Annotated in this window: 19 protein-coding genes; 8 read left to right on the forward strand and 11 right to left on the reverse strand. The window is 67.0% G+C overall.

The genetic code is table 11. From position 1 onward, the window contains the following. The first annotated feature begins 89 nt into the window (after positions 1–89). Positions 90–1,766: a GAF domain-containing protein gene (locus DFO47_RS14070; RefSeq protein WP_133832065.1), complete on the forward strand. Its 1,677-nt coding sequence runs from the start codon at positions 90–92 to the stop codon at positions 1,764–1,766. Between the two features lie 27 nt (positions 1,767–1,793). On the opposite strand, the gene DFO47_RS14075 is transcribed toward DFO47_RS14070, so the two are convergent. Beyond that, complete coding sequence (locus DFO47_RS14075) at positions 1,794–2,477, reverse strand: response regulator transcription factor (RefSeq protein ID WP_166651728.1); 684 nt, start codon at positions 2,475–2,477, stop codon at positions 1,794–1,796. A 253-nt stretch (positions 2,478–2,730) separates the two neighbouring features. Between DFO47_RS14075 and DFO47_RS14080 the strand changes: the two genes are divergently transcribed. Next, on the forward strand, positions 2,731–3,435 hold the full coding sequence (locus DFO47_RS14080) for a hypothetical protein (RefSeq protein ID WP_133832066.1): 705 nt from the start codon (positions 2,731–2,733) through the stop codon (positions 3,433–3,435). Positions 3,436–3,494: 59 nt separating this feature from the next. Here DFO47_RS14080 and DFO47_RS14085 read toward each other — a convergent pair whose 3' ends face one another. Beyond that, complete coding sequence (locus DFO47_RS14085; protein WP_133832067.1) at positions 3,495–4,760, reverse strand: NAD(P)/FAD-dependent oxidoreductase; 1,266 nt, start codon at positions 4,758–4,760, stop codon at positions 3,495–3,497. Positions 4,761–4,762: 2 nt separating this feature from the next. Continuing rightward, positions 4,763–5,164 carry a TfoX/Sxy family protein gene (locus DFO47_RS14090; protein WP_133832068.1) on the reverse strand — a complete coding sequence of 134 codons (402 nt, stop codon included), beginning with the start codon at positions 5,162–5,164 and terminating at the stop codon, positions 4,763–4,765. Between the two features lie 353 nt (positions 5,165–5,517). Between DFO47_RS14090 and DFO47_RS14095 the strand changes: the two genes are divergently transcribed. Further along, a complete protein-coding gene (locus DFO47_RS14095) occupies positions 5,518–5,721 on the forward strand; it encodes a cold-shock protein (RefSeq protein ID WP_009372930.1) in 204 nt (67 codons plus the stop codon). A gap of 204 nt (positions 5,722–5,925) precedes the next feature. On the opposite strand, the gene DFO47_RS14100 is transcribed toward DFO47_RS14095, so the two are convergent. Both DFO47_RS14100 and DFO47_RS14105 read right to left on the reverse strand, forming a co-directional pair. Beyond that, complete coding sequence (locus DFO47_RS14100; RefSeq protein ID WP_133832069.1) at positions 5,926–6,360, reverse strand: YdeI/OmpD-associated family protein; 435 nt, start codon at positions 6,358–6,360, stop codon at positions 5,926–5,928. A 134-nt stretch (positions 6,361–6,494) separates the two neighbouring features. Then, positions 6,495–7,760, reverse strand: coding sequence for an MFS transporter (locus DFO47_RS14105; protein WP_208294413.1), 1,266 nt, complete (start codon positions 7,758–7,760; stop codon positions 6,495–6,497). A gap of 387 nt (positions 7,761–8,147) precedes the next feature. Between DFO47_RS14105 and DFO47_RS14110 the strand changes: the two genes are divergently transcribed. Both DFO47_RS14110 and DFO47_RS14115 read left to right on the forward strand, forming a co-directional pair. Continuing rightward, on the forward strand, positions 8,148–9,101 hold the full coding sequence (locus tag DFO47_RS14110; RefSeq protein WP_018761997.1) for a plastocyanin/azurin family copper-binding protein: 954 nt from the start codon (positions 8,148–8,150) through the stop codon (positions 9,099–9,101). Positions 9,102–9,291: 190 nt separating this feature from the next. Next, positions 9,292–10,116 carry an SDR family NAD(P)-dependent oxidoreductase gene (locus tag DFO47_RS14115; RefSeq protein ID WP_133832070.1) on the forward strand — a complete coding sequence of 275 codons (825 nt, stop codon included), beginning with the start codon at positions 9,292–9,294 and terminating at the stop codon, positions 10,114–10,116. Positions 10,117–10,517: 401 nt separating this feature from the next. On the opposite strand, the gene DFO47_RS14120 is transcribed toward DFO47_RS14115, so the two are convergent. From DFO47_RS14120 to DFO47_RS14130, 3 genes are all read right to left on the reverse strand, one after another. Then, positions 10,518–12,236, reverse strand: coding sequence for an alkaline phosphatase family protein (locus tag DFO47_RS14120; protein ID WP_133832071.1), 1,719 nt, complete (start codon positions 12,234–12,236; stop codon positions 10,518–10,520). 61 nt (positions 12,237–12,297) lie between these two features. Further along, positions 12,298–13,314 carry a DUF6454 family protein gene (locus DFO47_RS14125; protein ID WP_133832072.1) on the reverse strand — a complete coding sequence of 339 codons (1,017 nt, stop codon included), beginning with the start codon at positions 13,312–13,314 and terminating at the stop codon, positions 12,298–12,300. 139 nt (positions 13,315–13,453) lie between these two features. Beyond that, on the reverse strand, positions 13,454–14,866 hold the full coding sequence (locus DFO47_RS14130; RefSeq protein ID WP_133832073.1) for a PLP-dependent aminotransferase family protein: 1,413 nt from the start codon (positions 14,864–14,866) through the stop codon (positions 13,454–13,456). Here DFO47_RS14130 and DFO47_RS14135 point away from each other — a divergent pair. Both DFO47_RS14135 and DFO47_RS14140 read left to right on the forward strand, forming a co-directional pair. After that, positions 14,865–15,794: a DMT family transporter gene (locus DFO47_RS14135; RefSeq protein ID WP_133832074.1), complete on the forward strand. Its 930-nt coding sequence runs from the start codon at positions 14,865–14,867 to the stop codon at positions 15,792–15,794. The genes DFO47_RS14130 and DFO47_RS14135 overlap by 2 nt on opposite strands. 17 nt (positions 15,795–15,811) lie before the next feature. Then, on the forward strand, positions 15,812–16,435 hold the full coding sequence (locus DFO47_RS14140) for an FMN-binding negative transcriptional regulator (RefSeq protein WP_133832075.1): 624 nt from the start codon (positions 15,812–15,814) through the stop codon (positions 16,433–16,435). Between the two features lie 12 nt (positions 16,436–16,447). Here the strand turns inward: DFO47_RS14140 and rlmC are convergent, their stop codons facing one another. Together rlmC and DFO47_RS14150 are read right to left on the reverse strand one after the other, a co-directional pair. Then, positions 16,448–17,575: a 23S rRNA (uracil(747)-C(5))-methyltransferase RlmC gene (gene rlmC, locus DFO47_RS14145; RefSeq protein ID WP_133832076.1), complete on the reverse strand. Its 1,128-nt coding sequence runs from the start codon at positions 17,573–17,575 to the stop codon at positions 16,448–16,450. Positions 17,576–17,660: 85 nt separating this feature from the next. Then, the gene (locus tag DFO47_RS14150) at positions 17,661–18,395 is read right to left on the reverse strand and encodes an HAD hydrolase-like protein (protein WP_133832077.1); all 735 of its coding nucleotides are present in this window, start codon (positions 18,393–18,395) and stop codon (positions 17,661–17,663) included. A gap of 73 nt (positions 18,396–18,468) precedes the next feature. Here DFO47_RS14150 and DFO47_RS14155 point away from each other — a divergent pair, with 73 nt between their 5' ends. Then, entirely contained in the window at positions 18,469–18,930 is a 462-nt protein-coding gene (locus tag DFO47_RS14155; RefSeq protein ID WP_018761987.1) for an Lrp/AsnC family transcriptional regulator, read from the forward strand. Here DFO47_RS14155 and DFO47_RS14160 read toward each other — a convergent pair. Next, positions 18,927–20,339 (reverse strand): aspartate ammonia-lyase, encoded by a 1,413-nt coding sequence (locus DFO47_RS14160; protein ID WP_133832078.1) that lies wholly within the window; start codon positions 20,337–20,339, stop codon positions 18,927–18,929. The genes DFO47_RS14155 and DFO47_RS14160 overlap by 4 nt on opposite strands. Positions 20,340–20,363: the final 24 nt, after the last annotated feature.

Raw genomic sequence — 20,363 nt, forward strand, 5'->3', positions numbered from 1 at the left:
TGGAAGAGGGATTTTAAGCTGTCTCATATGGATTCAGGCGATGAAGCCCGCCGTGGATCATGCTGGTCAACCGACCGAGGTGTCTTATCGTGTGGCGTGAACCTATCAGGCGGCGGACCCGCGAACTCCTCCGCGAGTTCGTGGACCGGGCAGACGAGCTGGTGCGGACACAGGAGCATGTGGAGGGCCTCCTCGGTGCGGTGGTGTCCCTCGCGGAAGACCTCAGCCTCGAAGCGGTCCTTGACCGGGTGGTGCAATCCGCCTGCGAACTCGTCGGCGCGCGCTACGGAGCGCTGGGCGTCATCGGCGACGACCAGCAGCTCAGCCACTTCATCACCGTCGGCATCGACGACGACGGCATCCGCGTCATTGGTGACCTCCCCACCGGCCACGGCGTTCTTGGGCAGCTGATCCGCGAACCCAAGCCCTTGCGGCTCCATGACCTGGGCGAGCACCCGATGGCTGTCGGCTTCCCGGCCAACCACCCGCCCATGAAGACCTTCCTTGGCGTTCCGGTGCGCGTCCGGGACACCGTCTTCGGAAACCTCTACCTGACCGAGAAAATCGACGGCCAGGACTTCACCGCAGAGGACGAGGACCTGGCCGTTGCCCTCGCCTCAGCCGCAGGTGTGGCGATCCAGAACGCGCGGTTGTACGAGGACAGCAGCAGCCGCCAGCGCTGGCTCGAAGCAGGGATCGAGGTCAGCGACCGGCTGAAGGCCAGCCCGCGCTCCGACACCGAGAATTTGGAGATGATCGCGGAAGGGTCAATGCACGCGTCCGCCTCCGCGTTGGCCCTTATTGCATCGGTTGCGGGCGACGGAAGCCTCAGATGCCGGACCTCCCTGGGGGTGCAATCGATACCCGCAGGGCAGGAACTCCCGCCCGCAGCAGTCTTCAGCCAGGTCCTCTCGTCCAGGCAATCGAAGTCCTTCACCGATCCCCGGAAGGTATTCGACCCGGAATCGGCAGAAAAACTCGGCCCTGTCCTGGTGGCGGCCCTGGGCAGCGACACGGACGGCCAGCGTGACACGGTGCTCATCCTGGCCAGGGCTGCCGGCGGAGCACGCTACACAGACCTGGATCTTGAACAAAGCGCAGTGTTCGCTTCCCGGATCGGGCTGACGCTTGAACTGTTGAAGGCCAATCAGCTGCGGGAAGAACACGCATTGTTCATCGACCGTGAGCGGATTGCGGCGGACCTGCACGACCTCGTCATCCAGCGGCTGTTCGCGGCCGGACTCAGCATCCAAAGCCTGCGCCGCTACACCTCTGACCCGGATGCCCATGAACGCCGTATTGCCGGCATCACCGCAGAGCTTGACGACTGCGTCCACCAGCTCCGCGACACCATTTACTCGCTCCAGGCCAGGCAACCCGACCGGGAACTGCTCAGCGGGCGGGTCCTGCGCGCCGTCCTGGAAGCCGCCAACGCCGCCGGATTCCTGCCGAGAGTCCAGCTCTCCGGACCCATCGACCTGGTGGGGGATGAGGTTGCCGAGCAACTCCTGCCCGTGCTGACCGAAAGCGTCAGCAACGCGGTGCGCCATTCCGGCTCCGAGGATATCCATGTGCTGCTGGCGGCGCAGGACGGCGAAGTCGTCCTCACCGTGCGCGACCATGGGAACGGGTTCGACCATCCTGAGAGGGTCAGCGGGTTGGAGAACATGAAGACCCGTGCCTCACGCCTTGGCGGTACCTGCGTCGTTGACAGCGCCCCCGGAAAGGGAACCAGCGTGGTCTGGACGGTGCCCGTGGTGGTGTGAAGGCCGCCGTGTGCGGGTGTGCGGACGTCAGGACACCACCTCCCAGGCCCTGGGGATAGGGGCCGGGATCAATGGGCTCCGGCGCCGGAAACCCAGCTTCTGCAGGACAGAGGACACGCTGCCGATGACGGCATCGTCGGGCAGCCGCAGCTCTTGCCCGATCTGCCCATTGGTCAACCCCCTCGCCATGAAGGCGAGCACGTTCCGTTCCACGTCAGTGAGACTCTTCAGCCACGATGCGTGGGACGCGGCGTAGAGGCTCTCGGCTACCCGGTCCCTGTTTTCGGTGGTGAACAAGGTGTCGCCTTCGGTGGCCCGCCGGATGCGGCTCAGCAGTTCCTTGTGGTCCTTTACCTGTTTGAGGAGGTACCCGGAGGCGCCTGCCAGAACCGTGGCGCGCGCCGCATGCTGTTCGTCCCAGCCGGTCAGGATCAGGGATTTCACCGCCGGGGCTGTCACGCGGAGGTCCCGGCAGACCTCTATCCCGGTACCGTCCGGCAACCGGTCGTCCAAGACGGCCAGGTCCGGGCTCAGGCTGGGGATGAGGCGGCATGCCTCCGCGGCTGAACCACTTTCTCCTGCCACGGCGAAGCCATCGTTTTCGAGCAGGTCCCGAAGGCCCCGGCGCACCGGTTCGTGGTCGTTGAGGATGAAGATCCGGGCGGACCCGGGGGACCGGAACACATCCCGGGGTGCTGCGGGTGATTCCATCTGTATGCTCTCGTCGGGTCGTGGCCCTTCCCGGCCGCCGGTCTGACTCAGCCGCCCCTGGTGGAAGGAACCTCAATTATCATCCCGCAGCATCGTCCCCAGCTGGCAGGGTCCAAAGTCCGTAGCCAGTTTCTTCACCGATTAAGAGGGCGGGAAGCGGAGGGCTTTGTGCCCTGTTTCGGCCAATGCGGCCGCCCTAGCCTGAGATGAGCAGCGCGGTGCCACGCCGCCTGCCTGATCCGGGAGGCGCACGGTGAAATCGACAAATGCAAGCATCATCGCAGGCATCGTCCTCATCGCGTTGGGTGGGTTGCTGCTGCTGGACCGGCTTGGCGTCACGGACAGCGGGGCCTTTGTGGCACCACTGATATTCGCGGCGGTGGGGGGCCTGTTCGCTTCCCTGTTCGTGCGACGCCGGGAAAACTGGTGGGCGGCCATCCCGGGCTCGGTCTTCCTTGGGCTGGCGGCCGTCATCGTCGCGACCCAACTGACGGACGGTGCCTGGGGCGCGGCCTTCCTGTTCGTCTTCATGGGCGGTGGATTCGCGGCCGTTTACCTGCGGGAGCGCGCCAACTGGTGGGCCCTGATCCCGTCCGGAGTCATGTTCACCCTGGCGGCCATCGTGGCCCTTCCGCAGGCGATGCAGGGCACCCCCACCGCCGCCGTGCTCTTCCTCGGCCTGGCAGCCACGTTTGGTTTGCTGTCCCTGGTTCCGGTCCATGCAGCGGGCCCTGCCGGCAACCAGGCGGAGCGGATGAAGTGGCCGCTGGTCCCGGCCGGAATGCTCGCGGCCATGGGCGCAATCTTCATCCTCCAGTCCGCGGCGGTGCTCATCCCGTTGGACTTCGCGTTCCCGGCGGTCATGATCCTGGCAGGGCTCGCCTTGATGGTCTACGCCTACCTCGCCCACCGCGACGGACGGCAGAAGGCGCACGGTCCCGGCCCCACGGCAGGGTAAGGATCAGCCGGCCGCTCCATCCGGAGCGGTGGCCAGTTCAAGCAAGGTCGTGGATCCGGTCAGCCCCGCGCTGCCAAGTGTTCAGTCACGTATTCGGCGTCCGGGCCCACCCCCACCAACGTGGCGGAAATATGCCGGGTAAGCCAGGGAAGCCCGACGGCGTACAGGCCCGGGTGCTCCGTCACGCCTTTGCTGTGGCGCGGGTAGTTCCACTCGTCCAGGAGCGGAAGGTCCAGCATGCTGAAGTCCAGGCCATACCCGGTGGACCAGATGATGGAGGTGATTCCTTCCTCCCGCAGGTCCAGCCGGGAACCCGGCCCGTCCGGCTGCCAGCTGTCCGGTTGCGCCGCCTCGGCCTCGGGGGCGTCGATCCCCGCGGCGTCGATGTAGGCGTCAAAGAGCTTCTTGAACCGCTGGCCGAACCCCGCCTCCGCGGCAGCCAGGCGCTGGGCGAGGTCGTCAGTGAAGACGGGGACACCGTCGTCGACCCCCTCAAACCGGCCGTGCAGCCGGACCCCGCGCCGGCCCAGTCCGCGCAGCCGGACGCTGTGCCCGCCCCCGGTGCCGGACAGCAGCGGGTTGCACAGGAACCGCCCGGCGGGGGAGGGCAACTGGTCCACCAGCAGCGCGTTGATGCCGAAGTCGGGGCCATGGACGTTTACCTCCCAGATCCAGTGGAAGATGTCCTGGCCGCGGTAACGGCGCGGTGCCTCCGGGCAGGACGACACGGACAGGTGCACGGTCCGGCCGGCGGCGAGCAGGTCCTCCGTGATCTGGCCGCCGGACTGCCCCGTCCCCACCACCAGGACGGCCCCGGGCGGCAGTTGGTCCGGGTTGCGGTAGTCATGGCTGTGCAGTTGCAGGACCTCCGGGGAGATGCCGACGGCGGCGGCAGGGATCCGCGGGCGCTGGAACGCGCCGCTGGCGAGCACCACATTCCGGGCCGTCCAGGTGCCCTGGCTTGTCAGGACGTCGAAGCCGCCTTCCGTCGGGGTGATCCGGGTAACCCCGGTGTCCAGTTCCACCGGGGCCTGGATGTCCATGGCGTAGCCGCGGAAGAACCCGATGGTGGCGTCCTTGGTCAGGAACCCGTCCGGGTCAGGCCCTGCATAGGGGGACCCCGGCAGGGCGACGGAGAAGTTCGGCGTGTTCAGGTAGAAGGAATCCCACCGGTCCTGCCAGGCGCCGCCGAGGGCGGGCCGCTGCTCCAGGATGCGGTGTTCCACGCCGCGCTGCGCCAGCCAGTAGCTGGTGGCCAGGCCCGCCTGGCCCGCACCCACCACCAGGGTGTTGGTGTCCTGCCGGGGAACTGCGGAGGCGGACACGGCTACCGCGCCGCTGTCCCGCGGACGCTGGTCCGGGGCGCCCGGGTTTTGGGTTCCTTAGGCGGCAGGGTGGCCACGTAGTCCAGGGCTTTCCCGGCCCAGGCACGCGCCCGCGTGTCGTCGCCGTCGCCCTCTTCGTTCCAGGCTTCAGGCAGCCCGGTGTAGCCGCCCATGGGCCGCTCCGCGGGCCCGAACGGAACAGTCCGCTCGGAGGACTCCAACAGTTCCTTGTCCTCGCGGGAGAGTTTCAGCCCGATGGTGGAGCCGAACAAGCCCGCGAACATGTTGCCGTTGACGAACGCGCCAAGGTTGCCGAACATCGGCTTCACCACCACGCCCGGATTGTCCGGCACAAGGCGCCGGAAGCGTTCCTTTTCTTCCTCCGTCGCTTTGGGCATTTCCATGGCGTGACCTCCCGGTGGCAGCGTGGTTGTCCGCGGATATGGATGCAGGATATGCCTGTTTGGAACACTGGTCGAGGGGCGGCTGCCCTCCGTTTCGGCGGCCCATTCGTCGGGGGACACTCCGGCAAGAGTCCGGTCCCGGATGACGGCGTACGGCGGTGGCCCCGGCTTAATTAGGCGTGGGCCGAATCTCCTGTAGTGTTGATCCTGTTGTTGTGTTTATGCAGTTGGTAGTTCAGGCAGTACGCGCGGTCGAAAGTCCGTGTTCTTCTGAAGTAGCGGTTTTTGAACACCCCACACCGGAGGGCCCGAAAGTCGGGATTTTCCCTCCACCTTCACGAAGGACAAAAATAATGGCTACTGGTACCGTCAAATGGTTTAACGCTGAAAAGGGCTTCGGCTTCATCTCCCCGGACGACTCCTCGCAGGATGTTTTCGCGCACTACTCCGCGATCAACTCCAACGGCTTCCGCTCCCTCGAAGAGAACCAGAAGGTTTCCTTCGACACCGAGCAGGGCCCCAAGGGTCCCCAGGCCACCAACATCCAGGCTCTCTAATTTCTTAGGGTTCCGGGACCGTTAGGTTTCCAAGCAGGGCTTGCCGTCACAGGCAAGCCCTGCTTTTTGTTAACCCGGGTGTGCGAACTCCCTTGCCTTCTGCGGCTCACCGGCCGCCAGTGCGGTCCCGCCAGCCCCGCCGTCAGTGCCGCCCAGGCTGGCGGATGCGCCCGGTCCGCCGTTCCGTGGCCGGGCAGCGGTGGGCTATCCGAGTTCGGCGAGGACCGCGGCGATCCTGCGGGAGCGCGTTTCCTCGGTGCGCGCGCCGGTCACCGCGAGCACATGGCGCCGCTGGTTGCTGTAGGAGAGGGACTGGAAGCGTTCCGCCGCGGCTGAATCCGCAGCGAGGGCGGCGGCAAGGTCCTCAGGAACATCCACCGAGCGCGGCTTGTCGTCCGCAGAGAGCTCCACTGTGACTTCATCGCCGGCCTTGATGCCGGCGAGCTTGCGGATCTCCGAGCTCACCGGGACCTTGGGCTCGCCCTTCATGGTGGCCACCGTGCTCGGGTAAGTAACCCCGTTGATCGTGACCTGGACAGGGAAACGCTTGCCTCCGCCGAGGGCGGCGACGACGTCGTCGGGGACGCGGATTCCGGTGGCGGTGGCGCCGTCGAGCTGGAGGATGGTCGTGAACTTCATGGCTGGCTCCTGTCAGGCTTGCGGGCAGGGAATGCTGCTGGAACCAAGTTCAGCATGGAGCACGCCGCCATGGCCATCAATATCCACGCTTTTCAAGAATTGGGAGCCGCCGGGCCGGCACCCGGCCATGCGGCTTACGGTGCTCCCCCGCGACGCGACGATTCCCGTGGACCTGCCGGGTAGCCGCCCTCGCGGCTCGCTGCAATGATGGCCAGGGCCGCGGCCACCGGGATGGCGGCGGCGTACGGCACCAGGCCGGCACCAAACGCAGTGAACGCAAGGCCGCCGTAGGAGGCGCCGACGGCGATGCCCAGCTGGATGGTGACCACCGTCAGGCTGTTGGCGGCGTCCCGGTGCTCGCCTCCCGCGCGGAGGATCGCTGCCTGGTTGTAGATGCCGATGGCGCCAAACGCTATTCCCCACAGTGACAGCAGGACCATGGCTCCGGGCCAGGTGGCGCCCAGCAACGGGAGCAGGCCGAAGACCGCCAGCAGTCCGGCCACCGTGACGAGAAGGGAGCGCCGTGGCCTGGAATCGGTGGTGACGCCCGCGATCCAGATTCCCACCAGGCTGGCCACTCCGATGACGGACAGCGAAATGCTGACCGCGCCGGCCGGCAGTCCGGAGGCCAGCAGGAACGGCGCGATGTAGGTGAACAGCGTGAAGTGCGCCAGGACCAGGAGCGGCCATGCAACGGCAACGGCAACCACTCCGCGCACGGCAAGGGCCGCACGCAGCGACGGCCGTGCTTCCCGCCCGGAATCCGTGGCCGCCGGCAGCAGGTACATGGCGAGCAACGCGAGGAGTGCCGCGACTCCGGCCAGGGCCAGGAATGAGCTGCGCCATGACAGCACGGCACCCATCATGGTGCCCAGCGGCGCACCGACGGCCAAGGCAATGCTGTTGCCGCTGAACACGATGGCCATGGCCTTGCCCACGGAATGCGCCGGCACGATTCTCGCTACATAGGGCGCCATGCTGGACCACAGGAGCCCGTGGGCCACCCCGCCCAGGAGCCTGGCAGCAATGGCCAGCGGCAGCGTGGGGCTGGCCGCGAGCAGCACGTTGCTCAGGCCAAACGCCAGGATCGTGGCGATCAGCAGCGTCTTCCGGGGGATGCGACCGGCGAGCAGCCGCGAGAGCGGGAGCGCCGTGAACACGATGACCGCAGCGTAAACCGCTGTCAGTGCGCCCACGGCTGATTCCTGGACGCCAAGGTCACGGCTGATTTCCGGCAAGAGGCCCGAGGGCAGCAGCTCGGTGGTGACCGCGGTGAAGCCTGCCGCGGACAGCACAAGAAGCCCCGCGCGGGGGATCCTCGCGGGGCGCCCCGGAACGGGGACAGCCGCCGGCCCGGTGGCCGGTTCCGATGCCGGGCCTGCGGACGATTCGGTCTGCAACTCGTTGTCTTCCTTGGGGACTGCCACGCCTACAACCCAACCAGCTAATGCGGCAGCGGTGGGAGTCCCTGCTGGAACCCCCATCCGCCGAAGGTTTTCCTTCTCGACAAAGTTCGGTTGAAGGAGCAATCTAAAAGGTGCGGGCCTCTGCCGCGTGGCAAGCCACGGCGGCGGCGCGCGGACAAACCATATTCAACCTCTGCGACACCAGTTGGGGTGGTGCATGTCCGGCGTGTTGATGCGCCGGAACCGGGTCCCGTGCTCCCCAGCCCGGGCGTCCGGCACCTTTTACTCCGAAATCAGTGGCCTGTTTGGCCCGTGGGTTGAGTTGAACCGGCCACCGCTGCATCGGCTTTTCGGCCGAATACCGTTCAAGAGAGCGTTGCCATGAAGCAAAACCGGGGAAACACCACAAGATTCAACAAACTCGCACTAATTGTCGCCTTCGCCGTTGCGCTGCTGGCCTCACTGGCCGCTGCCGGTCCGGCATCGGCCAGCGGCTGGGGCCATCGGACCTGGCAGGTCCAAGTGGGCTCCGAGTCCCGTGACCAGGAAATCCAGGGAATGTCGTTCCTCCCTTCGGAGATCTTCATCAATGAGCATGACACCATCGACTGGGCGGCAAACGCCGCCGAGATCCACACGGTGACATTCCTGGCGGCCGGCCAGTCGCTGCAGCCGTTCAATCCGTTCAACGAGGATGAACTTCTCAAGCGCGGAGGGGACAGCTACGACGGGCACTCGTACTACAACTCAGGCCTCCTTTCGAACGTGGAGGTGCCCGGGTTCCCTGTCACGACGAGCTACAGCCTGACCTTCCCGCGGGAGGGCGACTTCACCTACTACTGCCTGGTCCACGGCGAGATGATGAAGGGGACCGTCCACGTCCGCGAGCAGGGCACGGATTATCCTTACAGCCAAGCGGACTACAACAAGGCATCACGGGCCCAGGCGCGGGCCATCCTTCGGGACGGGCACCAGCTTGACGCCTCGCTGGCCGAACAAGCCAGCAACCACAGGGTCCTGGCAGGCGGTGACGACGGCGTTGCAATGGTCATGCGCTTCGTCCGGCCCAGCGTGACGGTGCATGTCGGCGAAACAGTGGTGTTCGCCAACACCGGCATGGGAGCACCCCACACGGTCACCTTCGGCACCGAACCGGCGAATGTCTTTGCGCCGTCGGGTACGCCGTCCAACTTCACCGGTGGCGACCTCAACTCCGGCATCATTCCGCCGGGCGGGGAGTTCTCGGTGACCTTCAAGACGGCAGGCACGTTCAAGTACATCTGCGCACTCCATGACTTCATGGGCATGGTGGGCCAGGTGCGGGTGGTCGACTGACACCATTGACTGACATCAACTGACGGATGCGCTGGCCCGGCCGAAGCGGAGGCTTCGGCCGGGCCAGCCGCGTTTCAGGCCGTGTGGGAAGTCCCGCCACCTGCAGTCCGGGGAACACCTGGCGCCCCGCCGTCGTTGTTTCCCTTGGTGTGCCCTCCCGGTGCGCCGCCCGCCGACCAAAGGACACCCCTTGACTCCTCGCACCATCGTGATCACCGGCGCCAGCGACGGCATCGGCGCGGCAGCCGCCAGGACGCTGGCCAAGGCAGGGGAGCGGGTGGTCGTCGTCGGCCGGTCTGCGGAGAAGACCCGCGCCCTGGCTGCTGAGATCGGCGCGGACCACCACCTCGCCGACTTCGCCGACCTGGCCCAGGTCCGCGCGCTGGCCGACACCCTGCGCTCCACCTATCCGCACATCGACGTCCTGGCGAACAACGCCGGCGGCATGATGGGCAAGCGCACGCTCACCGTGGACGGCCACGAGCTGACGTTCCAGGTCAACCACCTGGCGCCGTTCCTGCTCACCACCTCCCTGATGGACACGCTGACCGCCAGCCACGCGAAGATCATCAACACCGCCAGCGCCGCGAACTTCTCCGGCAAGGTGGATTTGTTCGACCTCAACGCCGAGCACGGGTACCGCACCTTCCGTGCCTACGGCACCGGCAAGCTGGCCAACATCCTCTTCACGTCCGAGCTGCACCGCCGCTTCCACGACCAGGGAATCACGACGGCGGCCTTCCACCCGGGCGTGGTCCGCACCAACTTCGCGGCGGGTTCCAGCAGCCCGTTCCGGCACTTGTACAAGAGCGTGGCCAACCGCTTCATGCTCAGCCCGGACCAGGGTGCCGACACTATGCTGTGGCTGATCAACGAGACGGCCGGCACCGACTGGATTTCCGGGGCCTACTACGCCAAGCGGGCCCTGGCCAAAGCCAACCGCCAGGCGTATGACGCTGACCTGGCACGAGGGCTGTGGGAGAAGAGCGAGGAGCTGGTCAAAGCCGCCGCCTGACCCGCGGCTCGGGCCGTGGGGCCTACTCGCATCCCACGCCGTCGTGGTCCGCGTCCAGTCCATAGATTTCGCGGCCGATAACCTGCACCGGGACCCGGACGTGGGCCGGTCCATTGCCGCCGCCGCGGCGGCAGGCTTCTCGGTTAAGCGCTTGGACTGGGTGGCTTCGAGCCCGGGGACAGAAATGTACGCCGTACCGGCAATGGGTGTTGCCCTGGGGGTTGCAGTGGCGGATTCTGTGACCGGCCCACTGCGGAACCGGAGATGTCGGCTGACGCAGAAATGCGCCACTTATCAGCGCCCTGGCAGGTCATGGCCCCACGAAGACGGGTGCCATGTCCTGACCTTGGCTGATAAGTGACGCATTGCCGGCGCCGCGGACCTTAGGCCTCGCGGGACGGTCAGTGGCCGGAGTTGTCCGCTCCGCCGCCCTGGACGTTGCCGTTGTGGCTGATGGAGGCCACGGCGCCGGACTGTTCGTCCAGCAGCACCTTGTCGTTGCGCTCGTGGTGGAAGTTGAACATCGCGTCCACGGATCCTGCCGTCGCGTCGGCCGAGGAGTCACCGATCTGGCCGGTGTGCCAGTTGTCCTCGATGAACCGCAGGATGGAGGCCTGGTCCGTCTCGGTGTGGTCCACGAAGTTCTTCTTCGCGTACGGGGAGATGACCACCAGCGGCTGGCGGGGGCCGGGGCCGCACCGGTCGGCGTAGCCCCCTGCCACCGGCACACCGTTCGCTGCGGCATTCAAGCACCATGCGGCGTCGTCGGACCCGGTGGAGGCGTTCTTCGGCTGGGCGGCGACGTGGTCGTACCAGCCGTCGGAGTCGTCATACGCGAGCACGACGGCGGTGTTGTCCCAGTTCTTGGACTGCTGGATCTGGTTGACGGTCTTGGTGATGAAGTTCTGTTCGTCCACCGGATCCGAGTACGCGGCGTGGCCGTCCTGGAACTCGGAGGCCTTCAGGAAGGACACGGCAGGCATATTGTCGCTGTCCACCACCTTGCTGAAGTCGGCGAGGTCGTACTGGTGGTTGGCCTGGCCGTTGTGCCCGATTTCCGCGTCCGAAGCGGGCGGAAGGTGGTGCGGGTTGGCGGTGGAGGCGTAGTACTGGAACGGCTGGTGGTGCGGGGAGTAGTCCACCACGGAGGCGCCGGCGGCGTTGGTGTGCGCGGCCAGGCAGGATGCGGGAGCGCTGCCGGTGGCCGCGGTGGTGGGGGCGAAGCCGCCCTGGAACCAGCCCCAGGATGTTCCCTGGGCGTTGAGCAGGTCGCCGATGTTCCGGCCGGTCATGCCGGCAAGGTTGTTGGCCTTGGTGTGGCTGCTGTTGGAGCAGTCGTCGTAGACAGGGTCGGGGTCGTTGATCACGGTGCCCACGCCGTTGGCGTCCGGCTGGCGGACGGCGCTGCTCCCGGCGGCCGGTGTGGCCACGGGTGCCCCGGCGGCGTTGTATTCCTTGACGCCGTGGGTTTGGCCCGAGATCAGGTTGAGCGCGCCCGGAGTCGAGGGGCCGAAGACGGTGCTGAAGTGGTTGTCGCTCATCGCGTAGTTCTGGGCGTAGTTCCACATTCCGGTGACGGTGTTCCCGTCGTAGTAGTCCATGGTCAGGCCGGGGCGTCCGTACTGGTTGGTCCCGCACGCGTCACGGCTGGTGAACTGGACGAACTTGTCCATCGCGCCGCCGTTGTAGGCGTTCTGTTCGGCTTTGTAGCCGTGGTCCTGGTCGCACGTGACGGCCTGCATCGGGGACAGCCGCGAGGGCTGGACCGAATTGGGGTTCTTCGGTGCCAGCAGTCCTGCATTGGCCAGGGTGTTGATGTCCTTGGGCGTGTCCGTGGACGCGGTGAATTTGGCCGCCGGGGCACCGGAGCCCTGCTGGGTTTCGCCGGGGGTGTTGGCCGCGTTGGGGTAGGTGGCGAAGTAGTGGTCGAACGAAACGTTCTCCTGGAAGAGCACCACGACGTGCTTGATCGGCGTCGCCGTGTCGTTGTGGGTGCCGGCGCTCGCCGGGGCGGCGCCGAAGCCGGCCAGTCCGGCCGTCAGGGCGGTGGCCGCCAGGGCGGCCGCACCGGTGGCGGCGGTGACGCTCTTCCTGGTGAATCTGGGTGCCGGATAAGGCATGGGGTATCCAATCATTCCTGGTGGGTGCACCGCCGCGGCCTGCGGCGGGTGCGGGGGAGTGCTACTTTGCGGGGGCGGCGTCGGCTTCGTAGGTGAGGATTTCGGTGCCGTTGCCCTCATCGCCGTTGTCCGGGGCCACCGTCATGGTCAGGTGCCCGCCGTTGGCGGTCATCTTGAATGGGTTGCGGGTGGCCACGTGCCCGGCGGTGGACCACTGCTGGAACGGGACCTCGCGGGTGACCTCATGGGACTTCAGGTCGATCATTGCCATGCCGCCGAGTTCGTAGGTGGCTGCGGTCCCGCCGGCCGGCGGGGTTTGCGGGAGGTTGGTGACTCCTGCGCAGAGCATTTTGGCGTTGGGGACGTACTGGCAGTCCTGGTAATCGATGAAGTAGTTCGGGTTTTCCCAGGTGGACAATTCCTTGCCCTGCAGGTCCCACTCCGCGAACCGCCGGGAGCCCCAGGTGTTCCCGAGCAGGTGGCCGGTCTGTTTGTCCAGCACGATGCCGCCGAAGTGGTCCTTGACCTCGAACTGCTTGTGGACGTCCAGGGTTTCCGCATCAACCCTGTAGATGATGGCGCTGCTGTCCGGCCGGTATTGAGCTACCGGCACCCAGACGTTGGTGCCATCGAAATCGATGCCGCCGGGGTGGTACATGTCGCCTTCGCCCAGGATGATGTCCTTTTGCAGGTTGCCTGCCTTGTCCATGACGAACAGGTGGCCGATGCCCTTGCCCGGTGTGCGGTCGTAGCCGTCCTGCGGGGCGGGGTACTTGACCGTGGGTTCGAGGATCTGGACGGCGGAGAGGAAGATGTGGTCCTGGCTGTAGGCGATTCCCTCGGTGTGGTACGTGGGGAAGTTCAGTTTCAGCTTGGACGTTTGCTGCCAGGCTGTGGTCCGGCTGATTGAGTCGAAGGCGTCCGCCAGATCGGTGTTTGTTTCGTGGCGGGTCCCGGAAGCGGGGCTGCCGTTGTCCGGGGTGTCCGCTTGTGCGGCCGCTGTACCGGCGGCCGCACAGGCTGCAACGATCAGGGACGCGGCAACGGTGAGGGCGCGCCGCGTGGGAGTGGAGCTCATGGGGCCTCTTAAGGTTGGGGTCTCAACAGGAGCTCTCAAGTTACTAATGGGTAATGAACCGGGCATGGCGCCCCGGTGAACTGCCGTTGGCGCCCGACTGTCCGGTTGGCGCGTTGCCGTCAGGAGGCCACGGAATGCCTCAGCGGTCCTGCCGGGCCAGCGCCTCGCCGATGACTCGTGCACCGTCCGGATACGCGCCCGGGTTGGGGCCGGAAAAGTTCAGCCTGATGAAGGCCCCGGCGGGCTCCGCGGGGAACCACTCGGTGCCGGCGGCGATGATGACGCCGGCATCTTCGCAGTCGCGCGCCAGCCGCGGGAGGTCCGTGCCATGGGGCAGGCGCACCCACAGGTTCAATCCGCCGCGGGGCAGGTTGTCGATGTGTGCTTGCGGGACGTGTTCGCCGATGCTGGTGGCCAGCAGGTCCCGGCGCGACTGGAGCTGCTGGCGGAGGCTGCGCAGGTGTGTGTGCCAGCCGGGCTGCGTGACCACATCCAGGGCTGCGGCCTGGAGGAACCCGCTGACGTACATGGATTCCGCCGCACGCTGGCCGAGGATGCGTTCCCGCGCCGGACCCCGGGCAATAACTGCCGCGATGCGGATGGCAGTGGAGACGCTTTTGGTCAGCGACCGGATGTACACCACATGCCCGGAATCATCCCGGGTGGCCAGTGGCACGGGATCGGAGGTGATGCCGAAGTCGTGCGCCCAATCGTCCTCCACCAGGAACGCGCCGTGCCGGCGGGCCGCGTCCAGGATTTCGCCGCCGCGTCCCGCCGCCCACTGCGTGCCGGTGGGGTTGGCGTAGTTGGGTTGCACATAGAAGGCCCGTGCCCCGGTCTCGGCGAAGGCGCGGTCCACGTCCGCGGGGTCGGGTCCGTCCGGCCCGGCGGGAACCGGCACCAGGCGCACCCCGGTCTGCGCGGCGGCCAGGATGGCGCCCCAGTAGGACGGCGATTCGATAAGCAGCGGCTGACCGGCGCCCACGAGGGCGCGGAAGATGGAGCTGAGGCCGCTCTGGCTGCCCGGCAGCACGATGACGTCATTGGGCGTAGGCGGGGTGACCCCTACCGGTGTGGCCTGCCCCAGCTCGCGGGCGAACCATTGCTGCAGCTCCGGCATGCCCGCGGCGGGCGGGCGCGACAACGCGGCATCCCCGCGGGCAGCACGGGCCAGGGCTGCCCGCACCAGCCGTTCGGGCAGCAGCTCCCGGTCCGGGTACCCCGAATGCAGCCAGATGGCATCGCCGGGAACGTTGCGCATGGTGCTCGACGGCGACGGCAGCGGCGAGGACGGGGACCGCAGCGCTGCGGTCTGCCAGGCATAGTCGGACGGCCGGGCCGTCCTGACCGCGCGGACGAAGGTTCCCACACCGGGGCGGCTTTCAATCAGTTCCTGGGCGGCCAGGGCCTGCAGGGCTTTCTGCACCGTCACGGGGCTTGCCTGGTGTTCGGCCACCAGTTGCCGGGTGGACGGCAGCCGCGCACCGGGAGCCGCACTGCTGATCCACTGACGGAGTGCCGCAGTGATGCGCGAACTGCTATCGTTGTTCATGAAAGAACATAGTAGCGCTACTGTCCTTGAGCGCCCAGCGATACCGCTGGGAATGTCGGCCGGAGTGTGGTGGGGACTCCTCGGCGTGGCAGCGTTTTCCTTCACCGTGCCCTTCACCCGTGTGGCCGTTGCCGGGATCCCGCCACTGTTCATCGGCTCAGGCCGTGCCGTCGTCGCCGCACTCCTCGCCGCCGCAGCGCTTGCCGTGACCCGGCAGCGGCTGCCCCGGCGCGGCACCTGGCTGCGCCTTGCCCTCGTGGCCGGGGGCGTCGTCGCCGGCTTCCCGCTACTGACGTCCTACGCCCTCACCGCGGTTCCCGCAGGGCACGGTGCCGTGGTCATCGCCCTCCTGCCGGCGGCGACGGCGACGGCAGCCGTGCTCCGCACCGGCGAGCGGCCGGCCGCCGCCTTCTGGGTGGTCATGGCGCTTGGCTCGCTGGCGGCGATCGCCTTCGCCTTCCTGCAGTCCGGGGGAGCGGGGCACCTGCAGTGGGCAGACCTGCTGCTGCTGGGTGCGGTGGCCTGCGCCGCCGTCGGATACGCCGAAGGGGGACTGCTGGCCCGCGAACTCGGATCGTGGCAAACCATCGCCTGGGCACTGGTCCTCGCCGCCCCGGCCATGCTGGTCCTGGCGGTTGCCTCCGTCCTCAGCCAGCCGCCGTCGGCCACGCCCGTCCAGTGGGCGGCCTTCGGCTACCTGGCAGTGGTCAGCATGTTCCTGGGATTCGTCGCCTGGTACCGCGGGCTGGCCATCGGGCCAATGGCGCAGGTCAGCCAGATCCAGCTGCTGCAGCCGGTCCTCAGCATTGGCTGGGCGGCGCTGCTGCTGGGGGAGGCGCTCACCTGGACCACCCTTCTGGGCGCCCTTGCCGTCATCCTCTGCGCCGCCGCGGCCGTCCGCGTCCGCCTCAACCGTCCCGCCCGCTAGCCCGAAAAGGAGCGCCCATGTACATTCCCGCCCACTTCGCTGCCGCCCCCGAAACCGTCCACAGCCTGCTGGCAAAGCCCGGCGCAGCCAACCTCATCACCATGACGGACCAGGGCCCACTGGCCACGCTGCTGCCCTTCGCCTTCAACCCCGGCGTGGGGGCGCACGGTTCCCTGCAGGCGCACATGGCGCGGAACAACCCGCAGTGGACCGCCCTGCCCACCGGCGAAGCGCTGGCCATCATCCAGGGCCCCGACGACTACATCTCGCCGTCGTGGTACGCCGCCAAGGCCGAGCACGGCCGGGTGGTGCCCACCTGGAACTACGCCACGCTGCATGTCTACGGCGAATTAGTGATCCATGACGACGCCGGCTGGCTGGCACGGCACGTCCGGCACCTGACCGGCCTGCACGAGGACGGCCGGGAGCATCCCTGGGCCGTGGACGACGCCCCGGAGAAGTTCGTCGCCGGCCAGCTGCGGGCGGTTGTCGGCGTGGAATTGCTGGTCAGCCGGATCGAGGCGAAGGAAAAGATGAGCCAAAACCGGTCCGACGCCGACGCTGAAGGAGTGGCAGCGGGTCTTCGGGCCGAGGGGCGCGAAGCCGGGGCGGCCGCCGTCGAACGCGCCCGCCGAAACTGACGCCTGAGGGCCCTATGCTGCCCGTTCCAGGAGCACCATCACCTCGTAGTGCGTGGTCTGCGGGAACATGTCCAGGACGCGGGCCCGGCGCGCCGTGAAGGACGGAAGGTTCGCCAGGTCGCGGGCCAGTGACTGTGCATTGCAGCTGGAGTACACCACGTGCTGCACGTCCGAGGCTTCCAGCCAGCCGCACAGTTCCGTGCCGATGCCGCGGCGGGGCGGGTTCACAATCACCAGGTCCGGCGACTCATCAGCAGCCAGGGCGAAGGCGGTGGCGTCGCCGGCCTGGAACTCCATTCCCTCCAGGCCTGCCTCCCCGCTGCTGAGCCGGGCGGACACGATTGCCTCGCTGCTGGTTTCAATGCCGGTGACGGTGCGGGCCGGGGCGGCGCAGTGCAGGGCGAAACCGCCCACCCCGCAGTACAGGTCCCAGACGGATGCGGGCGCGAGCTCGTTGACCCACTCGCGGCCCTGCCGGTACAACGCCGCGGCCATCTCGCTGTTGGTCTGGAAGAAGCTCTGCGGGCGCAGGTGCAGGGTGACGTCGTTGACGCGCATGGCTAAGGTTTCCCGGCTGGTCAACAGGATCTCCCGGTCACCTTCCAGGACGGCCTTGTGCTCCGGATGCAGGTTGACCGAGACCACTTTCACCTGGGGAAGCGCCGCCAGCAGTTCCGGCAGGTGTTTGCGGATACGCGGCAGCACCTGTTCGGAGCGCAGGACCAGGCGGAGCATGACCTCGCCGTCGGGGGATTCGGTGATAATGACGTGCTTGAGTTCGCCGGTCCGGCCCGGCACATCGTAGGGCGTCAGGCGGATCCGGCGGATGAAGTTCGCCAGGACCGGGAAGCAGGCCAACAGGCCTGGGGAGCAGACGCCGCACCGGCGCAGGTCCACGCCGTGGCCGTCGGCGTCGAGGATTCCGATGGTGGGGTTCTGGGCCGTCCCGCCGATCACCATCTTGGCCTTGTTGCGGAAGCCTGACTCCCGGCTGGCCACCGGCGGCAGCCATTCCAGTCCGGTGTGGCCCGACAGGAGGCCCTGGCAGTGGCGTTGCTTGCCGGCCAGCTGCTCGCCGTAGGGCATGCCCATGTGGGTGCAGGAACGGCAGGCGCCGGCATCGAAATAGGAGCAGTCCATGACCGGACAAGTTTACCCGCTGCCTTTGGCAGCCTCGAAGTGCACGGACGACGGCGGCACTTGGCTCAGCGCCGCCGTCGTACCTTTATGCGTGGTGACGCGGTGTGCGCCGTGCCATCTGTCCGGTGCTTCCGTCGGGGCCTATGACCGCAGCGAGCACTGCGGCCGGGGAGGCAGCCACGAGGCTGGCTCCTTCTTCTTCTCCCGAGCAGCCGTAGCCCCAGCTTGCGAACACTGCGGGAATGCCATGGATTGTGGCTCCGGCAACGTCGTAGCTGCGGTCGCCCACCATGAGCGGGGCGCGGAGGTCCACCTTTGCAGCCTCCAGCCTGACCAGCGCTTCGGCAATAACATCCGCCTTGCTCCACCTCGCGTCCAGGTCCGACGCACCACAAATGGTGGTGAAGTAGTGGTCCAGCCCAAAACGGCGTGCCATCCGGACGGCCTGGTCTTCGGCTTTGGACGTCGCCACCGCCATCGGTATGCCGGCAAGGCGCAGTTGTTCCAGCATTTCCCGGACGCCCGGGTACGGAACCGACTGGTGCGCGCCGACGTCCGCATAGGCCTGCCGGTAATGGGTGAGGGCCCGGCGGGCGAGGACTTCATCGTGTCCCAGTATCTCCCTAAGGGATTCGAGCATGGGCGGCCCCACCAAGCGGAGCAGCCCTGCAGGCGCTGGAACCGGCGCCCCGACGGCAGCCAAGGCGAGGGCGGCACTGGCCGTGACACCCGGTGCCGAATCGAGCAGCGTCCCGTCCATGTCGAACAGCACGCAACCGAAGGCTGCCGTGCGTTGGAGGCTCTGGTGCCGAAGTATCATCTCTTTGTGCTTTCATTCTGGAGCCGGGCCGACTCGTGTCTGCTGTTGGGAGTTCATACGGTGAAGGGTGGACATGGATCGGGCTAGTCTTGACCGGATCGATCAGAGCATCCTGGCGGAACTGACGCGCAACGCCCGCATCAGTCATGCGGAACTTGCAGCGAAGGTCATGCTCTCCCGCAATGCCGTCCGGCAACGGATCGACCGAATGGAACGGCAGGGCTACATCCAGGGCTATACCGTGGTGGCCGGCGCTCCGGGACAGGGCACAGTTTCGGCCTTCCTGATGGTCTACCGGAAGGACAGGGTTCGCGGGGCCGACGTTATTGCGGTGCTGCAGTCGATCCCGGAGGTGGTTCTGTGCGATGTAGTCAGTGGCGACTTTGACCTCCTGGTGCGCGTTGAAGCGCGTTCGCTTGAACGGATCCAGGAGATCTGGGAGCAGATTGCGGCCACACCCGGCGTAACGGACACGGTAACGGCAATGACCCTGTCCAATTATGTCCGGCGCGGCGCAGGAGTGCTGCCGGCCTAGCCAACGGAACCGGGCATCCGGGTGCCACCTCCCGCCATGGCCGCATCCACCACGGACTTGGCTGACACAAGGTCCATCAGTTGCTTCCCGGCCACGATGTCCACCACGGCTTCCCCGCTCCGGAGGGCCTCCTTTGCCACCGCCGCAGCGGCCGCGTATCCGATGCTCGGTACCAAGGCTGTCGCGACGCCGGCAGATGCCTCGGTGCGAGTCCGAAGCATCTGGCTGTTGGCTTCGATTCCATCGATGCAGAGGGTGCGGAGGCTCGCAGCACCCGCTCCCAGCCAGCCAATGGACTGCAGCAGGACATGGGCCATCACGGGCTCGAAGGCGTTGAGTTGCAACTGCCCGTTGTCCGCGGCCATTGTCACCGTGGTGTCCGCTCCGGCCACGGCAAAGGCGATCTGGTTGACGGCCTCCGGAATGACCGGATTCACCTTGCCGGGCATGATGGAAGAACCGGCCTGGCGCGCCGGCAGGGATATTTCGCCGAGCCCGTTTTGCGGCCCGCTCGCCAGCAACCGCAGATCGCTGCAGATCTTTGAGAGTCGTATCGCGGCGCGTTTCAGCATTCCGGATAAGTGCATGAAGGCGCCCACGTCCCATGTGGCCTGGAACAGATCGTCGGCGGCACGGACCGGAAGGCCGGAGATCTCCGCGAGGGCGGCCAAAGCCCGCCGCTGGAATCCGTCTTCGGCCGTGATGCCGGTCCCCACAGCCGTCCCGCCGAGGTTGCATTCGAGCATCAGGTCAACGGCTTCCAGGATGCGGGCGCAGTCTTCCCGGACAGTGTTGCCGAAGGCTCGGAACTCCTGCCCCAGCGTCATGGGGACGGCGTCCTGCAGTTGGGTGCGCCCAATCTTCACCACGCCGCTGAACTGGGTTCCCTTGGCCATGGCCGCGGACGCAAGCTGTTCCAGTTCCTCGGCCAGTTCCAGCGCACCGGCGGCCAGCGCCAGCCGGAGGGCCGTGGGATAGGTGTCATTGGTTGACTGGCACTTGTTGACGTGGTCAATCGGATGCAGGTGCCCGTAGTCACCGCGGCCGTGGCCCAACTTCTCCAGCGCCAGGTTGGCGATGACCTCGTTCGCATCCATATTGGTGCTGGTGCCGGCCCCACCTTGGATGACGTCCACGCAGAACTGCCCGTGATGCTTTCCGGCCAGGATCTCCTGGCACGCCTGCCGGATTGCACGGACCTTGTCCTGTGAGAGCACGCCGAGTTCTCCGTTGGCGCGGGCATCAGCGCTCTTGACCATCGCCAGTGCCCGGACAAGGTGCGGATGGGCGGATACGGGGATGCCGCTGATGGCGAAGTTTTGCAGGGCCCGCGCGGTGTGGGCTCCCCAATAGGCGGACGCCGGAACGGCGATGGGCCCTAGTGTGTCCGTCTCGATGCGATATTCCATGGTTTCTTTCGCAGGGAAGAATCT

It is taken from the genome of Arthrobacter sp. AG258 (genome assembly GCF_004364695.1).
Lineage (GTDB): Bacteria > Actinomycetota > Actinomycetes > Actinomycetales > Micrococcaceae > Arthrobacter.